Genomic DNA, 7,598 nt, shown 5'->3' on the forward strand with positions numbered 1-7,598 from the left:
CCGCGCGCATCGTGGCCCACGACATGGAACGAGTTTTTGCCGATATCGATGCCGATCACGGCGATCGCGGTATTGAGTGTCTGGGACATGGCGTGCTCCTTGTCTTGGCGCCCCTGGCCAGCTTATCGCTGGCGGGGCAGGAGCACGGCCGGACCATCCCATTAGCCGACCATGGCAGCCGAACGCGCCTCCCATGACATCACCGCTTAAAGATTATCCGAGTACCAGGAAACGTCAGACGCCCGGTCATATCCAGCACATCTTTACCATGCTATCTTTGTGCCCAGCGGGGCCATTTTGCCCCACGCAAATCACATCGCCCCGACGCCCCCGCGGTTATCACAGTGGTGGTTCGAGGAGGTTCCAATGCTTGCGAACCGTCGCGATTTTCTATTCTCCGGAGCCTACGCCGCTTCCGCAGCTCTATTCTGGAGTGCCGCCGCTCGGCTCAAGGCCGAAGAAACCGCCCCCCCGCCAGAAACCAATACCATCCGCCTCGCGAAGAGCCCAAGCCTCTGCATCGCGCCTGTGTACGTAGTAAGCGATCTGCTGAATGCCGAGGGATTCGCAAACGTCGTTCACGTCGAAACCGGATTCGTTGGTAGCGGCCCTGCACAAGACAAAGCTATCTGGAAAAATAGCGATGTCGACTTCGTCCTGAATTTCTCTGGTCCACTCCTTCTTGAGATCGATCGAGGCTTGAGCACTACCATTCTGGCCGGGATCCACGTCGGCTGCTTCGAGCTCTTCGCCAGGGAGGGCATACGTAGCGTCGCCGACTTGAAGGGTCGAACCGTCGGCATCCAATCGCTTGAGTCACCCCCGCATGTATTTTTGAGCGCGATGGCAACACTTGTTGGGCTCGATCCCGCCAACGATATCGAATGGGTGACGAGCGCGAAGGTCAGACCGATCGAATTGTTTGCGGAGGGCAAGATCGACGCCTTCCTCGGATTTCCCCCAGAACCTCAGCGCTTGCGCGCGCAAAACATCGGTCGTGTCATCGTCAACAGTGCGCAAGATCGCCCATGGTCGCAGTATTTTTGCTGTATGCTGGCGGGCAATCGCGAATTCGTTCGAAAGAATCCCATCGCCACCAAGCGCGTGGTGCGCGCCATGCTCCGAGCCACCGATTTGTGCGTGAGCGCGCCGGCCTTTGTCTCACAGCGGATGGTGGATAGGGGTTTCGCGCCTCGTCTGGACTACGCGGTTCAGACTCTTGCGGACGTGCCGTACAACCGCTGGCGCGAGTACGATCCTGAGGACACAATCCGATTTTACGCGCTTCGTTTGCGCGAAGCTGGGATGATTAAATCAAGCCCTGCGAAACTCATTGCGGATGGAGCCGACTGGCGGTTCCTCAATGGGGTTCGACGTGAACTGGGAGGCTGATTCATCTAAAGCGCTTTCGAGGAGGTCCCGATGCATACAAATCGTCGCGACTTGCTGTTGGCTGGGGCCTGCGCCGCTTCCACTGCCCTGTTTGGGGGCGTGGCAGCGCGGCTGAGGGCGGAAGAGGCTAAAGCGCCGCCAGAGACCACGACAATCCGCCTTGCAAAGAACCCGAGCATTTGTATCGCTCCGCAGTACGTGGTGAGCGACCTCTTAAATGCCGAGGGATTCGCAGACGTCGTTTACGTTGAATCTGACGCCGGCGTGGAGCAAACCAAAGCAATCGCGAAGGGCGACATTGACTTCACCCTGCATTTCTCCGGTCCGCTTCTTCTCGAGATCGATCGGGGCGCGACCGTTACTATTTTGGCCGGGGTTCATGTCGGCTGCTTCGAGTTATTTGCCAAGGAGGGCATACGCAGCGTTGCCGATTTGAAGGGCCGAACCGTCGGCCAGCAGGGGCTTGGCAGTAGCCCGCACGTTTTCATCAGTGCGATGGCGACGCTTGTCGGACTCGATCCCGCCAAGGATATCGAATGGGTGACGAGCGCGAAGGTCAAACCGATCGAATTGTTTGCGGAGGGCAAGATCGACGCCTTCCTCGGATTTCCCCCAGAACCTCAGCGTTTGCGCGCGCAAAACATTGGTCATGTCATCGTCAACAGTGCGCAGGATCGCCCATGGTCGCAGTATTATTGCTGCATGCTGGCGGGTAATCGCGAGTTCGTCCGAAAGAATCCCATTGCCACCAAACGTGTAGTTCGCGCCATGCTCCGGGCGACGGACTTGTGCGTAAGCGCGCCAGCCTTTGTCTCGCAGCGGATGGTAGATGGGGGCTTCACGCCGCGCCACGACTATGCGGTTCAGACTCTTGAGGATGTGCCGTACAACCGCTGGCGCGAATACGATCCTGAAGACACAATCCGTTTTTACGCGCTTCGCCTGCGAGAGGCGAGGATGCTCAAATCGAATCCTGCAAAGATTATCGCGGATGCAGCAGACTGGCGATTCCTCAACGAGGTTCGACGTGAACTTGGGAGCTGATTCGACGTCGTTTCTTGGTCAGCGCCCGCTCCCTGCAACGTCGCGAGAAAGTGAAAACGGCGCGGCGGTGAAGAACGGTCTTCCCGGCTTTGAGTTTCGACCGTCGTTGCGTACGAAATTGCTGATGGCCTTCTTCGTCATCGAGATGCTCTTGATCTCGGTTGGTGTAATCGGTCTTCTATCGCTACGCGAAGCGGACCAGCGGGCGAATCAGGTCGTTGGCCTGCAGCAGAAGATCGAGGCATATCGGCAGATGCAGCATAATACGCTTCGACAGCTTTATGGCGTATCCACCGCGCTCGCCTTTCCGAACGAAGCGACATTGGCCGTTGTGCTGCGGCAGATCAACCAGTTTGGTTACGACCTTGACCGCGTCTCGTTCGTCGCAAAGGACGAGGTGACGCTGCTCAACCAAGTGCGCGAAGAATATGCGCGTTTCATTGCCGTAGTTTCACACATCGTCGATCTCATCCGCGGCGGACGAGCAGCTGAGGCCAAACAGAGCGAACTCGCGGAACTCGGGCCTCTCGCGGACAAGCTCGAACGACTGACCAATCAATTGGTCAACCGGGCTGAAGCGGACATGGTGGCCGGCATAGATGCGAGCCGACGAACTTACACCAAATCCCAGATACTTGTCACTGCGGTCGCGCTCGCAAGCTTTGTGCTTACGCTGGTCCTGGGACATGCGATCTCCCGGTCTGTGATCGAACCGGTCCGCATCATTCACCACGGGCTGAATCGGATAGCGGCTGGTGATTTCGCCCAGCGTATAGAGGTCCCCAATCGTGACGAACTCGGGGAGCTTGCGGCGCATGTGAATTCGACCTGCGAAGAGTTGCAGCAGCTCTACCGACGTCTTGAGGAGGCCAGCCGTCACAAATCGCAATTCCTCGCCAACATGAGTCATGAATTGCGGACGCCATTGAACGCGGTGCTCGGCTTTTCGGAGCTCATGCTCGACGGCATATACGGCGATCCTCCGGAGAGAATGCGATCCGCCGTCGAACGCATCCAACGGAACGGCAGACATCTCCTCGGGCTCATCAACGACGTCCTCGACCTCTCCAAGATTGAAGCCGGACAGCTTCGACTTTCTCTGACCGACTACTCGGTCGAGGAATTGGTAGACGTTGTGCATACCTCCGTTGAGTCGCTCGCCGCGGACAAGAAACTGAGTTTAAGAATTGCTGTGCCGCCAGGCTTGCCGCCGGCGCGAGGAGATGAACGCAGGCTCGCTCAGGCCCTGTTCAATCTCGTGGGTAACGCGATCAAATTCACCGACGCCGGAGAGGTCCGGATAGAGGTAGAAGCGCGGGAGGATTCCTACGTATTTTCCGTTCAGGATACGGGACCGGGCATCGACGAAGTGGACCAGGCCAGAATTTTTCAGGAATTCCAGCAGGTAGATAACTCGATCACCAAGTCAAAGGGAGGCGCGGGATTGGGCCTCGCCATAGTCAAGCGCATCGTGGAGATGCATGGTGGACGGATCTGGATAGAATCCCGCCTCGGCCATGGCGCGAGATTCTCTTTTCTGGTGCCGGCCCGGCTCGAGCAGCAGGCGATGCAGACATGAGCAAGCGCGTACTGGTGGTCGAAGATCAGGAGGACAATCGTCAGATTTTGCGCGATCTGCTTGCAAGCGTCGGTTACGAAATGATCGAGGCGCACGACGGCGAAGAAGCGCTCGTGGCGGCGCGCACCCAAAGCCCGGACCTGATCCTGATGGATATTCAACTGCCTATTCTAGACGGATACGAGGCGACACGGCGGATAAAAGCGCAGTCAGATCTCCGCCATATTCCAATCATCGTCGTCACTTCCTACGCGCTTGGCGGCGACGAGGAAAAGGCGCGTACGGCCGGCTGCGATGCCTATGTCGCAAAGCCCTACAGCGCACGAAAGCTACTCGAGACGATCAACCGATACTTAACATGAGATTCTAGCGCGTACTGACGTGGAGCAGAGATGCATGTCCCACCCCGAATCTTGATCGTGGATGACAACGAAACGAATCGCTGCCTTCTTACCGCGCGCCTCGATGCCGAAGGCTATAAGACCATGGAGGCCGAAGATGGCGAGAAGACTCTCGCGATCGTGCGTGAAATCGCGCCGGACGTTGTCCTCCTCGACGTCATGATGCCGAAGATCGATGGCTTCGAGGTCTGCCGGCGGCTGAAGGCCGATACGACACTTGGATTTGTCCCAATCATCATGGTGACGGCGCGAACCGACTCGCAGGATGTCGTCGCAGGACTTAACGCAGGCGCCGACGAGTATCTGACCAAACCTGTCGACCATGCAGCGCTGGTTGCCCGCGTGCACTCCATGCTCCGCATCAAAGAACTGCACGATCGAGCGGAGGCCCAGGCCGCCGAGCTCGCATCGTGGAATAGAACGCTTGAGCAGCGTGTCGCCGAACAGGTAGCGCAAATCGAACGTGTTAGCCGTTTGAAGCGTTTTCTTTCCCCGCAGATCGCAGAACTCATCCTTTCTTCTTCGCCAAATGAATCCCTGGAGACACACCGCAGACAAGTGACGATAGTCTTCTGTGACTTGCGAGGATTTACCGCTTTCTCAGAAGTTGCTGAGCCCGAGGAGGTGATGGCCGTTATGAGAGAGTATCACACTGCCCTGGGCTCTGTAGTCCATGAATTTGAAGGCACGTTGGAGAGATTTATGGGGGATGGAATCATGGTCATCTTCGGAGATCCGATCCCTTGTCCCGATCCGTGCGTACGGGCTGTGCAAATGGCGGCCGCGATGCGGAGCCGTCTATCTGAATTGTCCAGCAAATGGCGGCGGGAAAGCCACGAGCTTGGTTTCGGGATTGGCATCGCACACGGATATGCGACGCTCGGCCCTATCGGTTTCGAGGGCCGCTGCGAGTACAGCGCGATTGGGACGGTGGTCAATCTCGCGGCCCGGCTGTGCGCGGAGGCGCGCGACGGCCAGATTTTGATCGATAGCAAGGTGCGCGCGGCGATCGACGACAGAGCCACGACACAGACGGTAGGCGAACTCATGCTCAAGGGCTTGCATCGTCCTATCACCGCCTACAACGTAGTTGAGACGATTTGAGTAACATTGTTAGAGCTGGAGGATCGTCATGAACTCTGATCAGGTTCGACAGGTAGTCGATGAGGCAAATCGCAGGTTTGGTGTAGCCGCCGCCAGCAAGGACTATGCCGGTATGGCTGCGTTCTATACCGAGGACGCCAAGGTTCTGCCGCCCGATGCGCCGATTGTTTCGGGGAGAAAGCCGATCGAGGAATTTTGGCGGACGGCGGCAGACGCGCTCGGTCTGATAGACGTCACTCTCAAGACGATCGACCTCGAGGTTGCCGGCGACACCGCTTACGAGATTGGCGAGGCCGACCTGAAGCTCAGCTCTGGACAGGCTAAGGTAAAGTACCTCGTTGTTTGGCTCCAAAGGGATGGCCGGTGGCACCTGCATCGCGACATCTGGAATAGCATGCCGACGAGCTAGAGGCGGACGGAGTATCGGCGCGATCCAATGCGTAACACGGCTTTCACGATAAGACTTGCTACGAGTTCGCTCGCGCGGCCCTGACTAGTCGATGAGATGAGATGTCGCCTAGTGGTCCTGAGCTGAACGCCACTGAAGCCATTGCCACGTCTGCTGTCTGAAGGAAGCCTGACGCCTCCCGACTGAGAAGCTGACCGCTGCTTTTGACCAGCTGCGACATCCGCGCGCATATTGCTGTGATGCACAGTACCGATGGGATTTGAAGCATATTTTAGACTGTCGCTCGGCCTTGAGGGCGACGCGATGCGACGGCGCGAGTTCATAACGCTTGCCGGCGGTACGATGGTGGCGTTGCCGCTCGCAGCGTTGGCCCAAAAAGCGGGACGGACCTATCGCCTGGGTTGCTTGTCTCCGCATCCTCGCGATATCCAATTTAACGTACGTCTACGGCGCGCTGGTTTCATTGACGGCCAAAACCTCAGGATTGATTACCGCGCCTTTGCATCTCAGATCGATCTGATTTCGCAACTTGCGGCGGAGCTGGTCATAGCCCAACCCGATGTCATCTATGCTGCTGGACCCGAGGCAGTTAACGCCGTACAGCGGGCAACCAAGAGCATTCCCATCGTTGGGATCACAGGCGGCATGGTCGGGGAGGGATTGGTAAAATCGTTCGCCCGGCCCGATGGCAATATCACGGGGATCAGCATTTTTGCCCCTGAGCTTGACGGCCTACGGCAGGACCTCCTGATCGAAGCCGTGCCCGGGATTCGCCGCATGGCGGCTCTCGCCGACGACCTTTGGTTTGAACGCGTGGTGAAGTGGTTGCGAGGCGAGGCAAAGGTTCGCGCCCTGCAAGAGGCGGCGCGCACACGCAACGTTGAGCTTTCAATCTATCGCGTAACGAGAGCTGAGGAGATTGCAGCGACTATCGATAAGGCACAGGCATCGGGGGCCACGGCGCTGAATGTTCTTTATTCCGGGATGCTCGACGGCAATGGTCCACTGATTATGGAACGAGTTGCAGCACTGCGCCTTCCAACCATGTATCAGTGGGGAGTGTGGGCCGAGCAAGGTGGCTTTATCGGCTACGGTCCATCCTCCGATCACTTGGCAGACTTACTGCCCGATTCGCGGCGAGTCTTTTGCGCGGCACGATGCCTGCCGATCTGCCGGTCGAACAGCCGACGAAATTCGAGCTGGTAATCAACCTCAAGACCGCTAAGGCGATGGGTGTGATGGTTCCGGAGGTTTTGTTGGTGCGCGCCGACAAGGTGATTGAGTAAAACGATGCTGTTTGCTGCATTGCATGAGTCTGCAAGTGGCCCCTCGCTTCTGTTGATGCGGTGTAGCCAAATGTCGGTTCATAGGGGCATACCGGAAGTTTGCAACCGAGCGTCAAACCGACGCGATTGACCGGCACCGGACTCTGGCCGCTATTCCGAAAGGTTGGCGGCCCGCGCGGCCCGAGAGCTTCATCATCCTTCCGGATACATAAAGCGCGGCAATGAAGCGTTTTCACGAGGCCGTGATGGCCGCGTAACAATACGTTCAGTCTTCCTGAAGATTCGTAAGCGCTGTTCAGCGGCCACCTACCGGATGACGGGGTGATCTGCGAGTCTGCGGTTTGTTCGGACCGTTAGGCTTAGAATGGACACAGTGCATAGTG

The 7,598-nt window shown here is 57.6% G+C and carries 8 protein-coding genes; all 8 read left to right on the forward strand.

All coding sequences use genetic code 11. The annotated features are described in order from the left end of the window. The coding region (locus CT676_RS44955) for a hypothetical protein (RefSeq protein WP_205124638.1) at positions 1-197 on the forward strand (197 nt) is incomplete at its 5' end. Positions 198-366: 169 nt separating this feature from the next. Next, the gene (locus CT676_RS42415) at positions 367-1,392 is read left to right on the forward strand and encodes an ABC transporter substrate-binding protein (protein ID WP_135217218.1); all 1,026 of its coding nucleotides are present in this window, start codon (positions 367-369) and stop codon (positions 1,390-1,392) included. 30 nt (positions 1,393-1,422) lie between these two features. Then, positions 1,423-2,436, forward strand: a complete 1,014-nt coding sequence (locus CT676_RS42420) for an ABC transporter substrate-binding protein (RefSeq protein ID WP_135217219.1) — start codon at positions 1,423-1,425, stop codon at positions 2,434-2,436. Next, positions 2,384-4,015, forward strand: a complete 1,632-nt coding sequence (locus CT676_RS42425) for an ATP-binding protein (protein ID WP_085401433.1) — start codon at positions 2,384-2,386, stop codon at positions 4,013-4,015. The genes CT676_RS42420 and CT676_RS42425 overlap by 53 nt, the downstream gene beginning before the upstream one ends. Further along, positions 4,012-4,377: a response regulator gene (locus CT676_RS42430; protein ID WP_028154221.1), complete on the forward strand. Its 366-nt coding sequence runs from the start codon at positions 4,012-4,014 to the stop codon at positions 4,375-4,377. Before CT676_RS42425 ends, CT676_RS42430 begins: the two co-directional genes overlap by 4 nt. A 57-nt stretch (positions 4,378-4,434) precedes the next feature. Beyond that, positions 4,435-5,520: a response regulator gene (locus tag CT676_RS42435; RefSeq protein WP_244623515.1), complete on the forward strand. Its 1,086-nt coding sequence runs from the start codon at positions 4,435-4,437 to the stop codon at positions 5,518-5,520. 28 nt (positions 5,521-5,548) lie between these two features. Continuing rightward, on the forward strand, positions 5,549-5,929 hold the full coding sequence (locus CT676_RS42440) for a DUF4440 domain-containing protein (protein ID WP_049808026.1): 381 nt from the start codon (positions 5,549-5,551) through the stop codon (positions 5,927-5,929). 252 nt (positions 5,930-6,181) lie between these two features. After that, positions 6,182-7,135 (forward strand): ABC transporter substrate-binding protein, encoded by a 954-nt coding sequence (locus tag CT676_RS42445; protein ID WP_135217221.1) that lies wholly within the window; start codon positions 6,182-6,184, stop codon positions 7,133-7,135. Positions 7,136-7,598 lie beyond the last annotated feature (463 nt).

Origin of the sequence: Bradyrhizobium sp. MOS001, from assembly GCF_004634465.1 — a bacterium.
GTDB classification, from domain to species: Bacteria; Pseudomonadota; Alphaproteobacteria; order Rhizobiales; family Xanthobacteraceae; genus Bradyrhizobium; species Bradyrhizobium barranii.

Bases quoted from the DNA above. Each gene is read 5' to 3' on its own strand.
- CT676_RS42415 (WP_135217218.1), top strand. From the start codon at position 367: ATGCTTGCGAACCGTCGCGATTTTCTATTCTCCGGAGCCTACGCCGCT.
- CT676_RS42420 (WP_135217219.1), top strand. From the start codon at position 1,423: ATGCATACAAATCGTCGCGACTTGCTGTTGGCTGGGGCCTGCGCCGCT.
- CT676_RS42425 (WP_085401433.1), top strand. From the start codon at position 2,384: ATGCAGCAGACTGGCGATTCCTCAACGAGGTTCGACGTGAACTTGGGA.
- CT676_RS42430 (WP_028154221.1), top strand. From the start codon at position 4,012: ATGAGCAAGCGCGTACTGGTGGTCGAAGATCAGGAGGACAATCGTCAG.
- CT676_RS42440 (WP_049808026.1), top strand. From the start codon at position 5,549: ATGAACTCTGATCAGGTTCGACAGGTAGTCGATGAGGCAAATCGCAGG.
- CT676_RS42445 (WP_135217221.1), top strand. From the start codon at position 6,182: ATGGGATTTGAAGCATATTTTAGACTGTCGCTCGGCCTTGAGGGCGAC.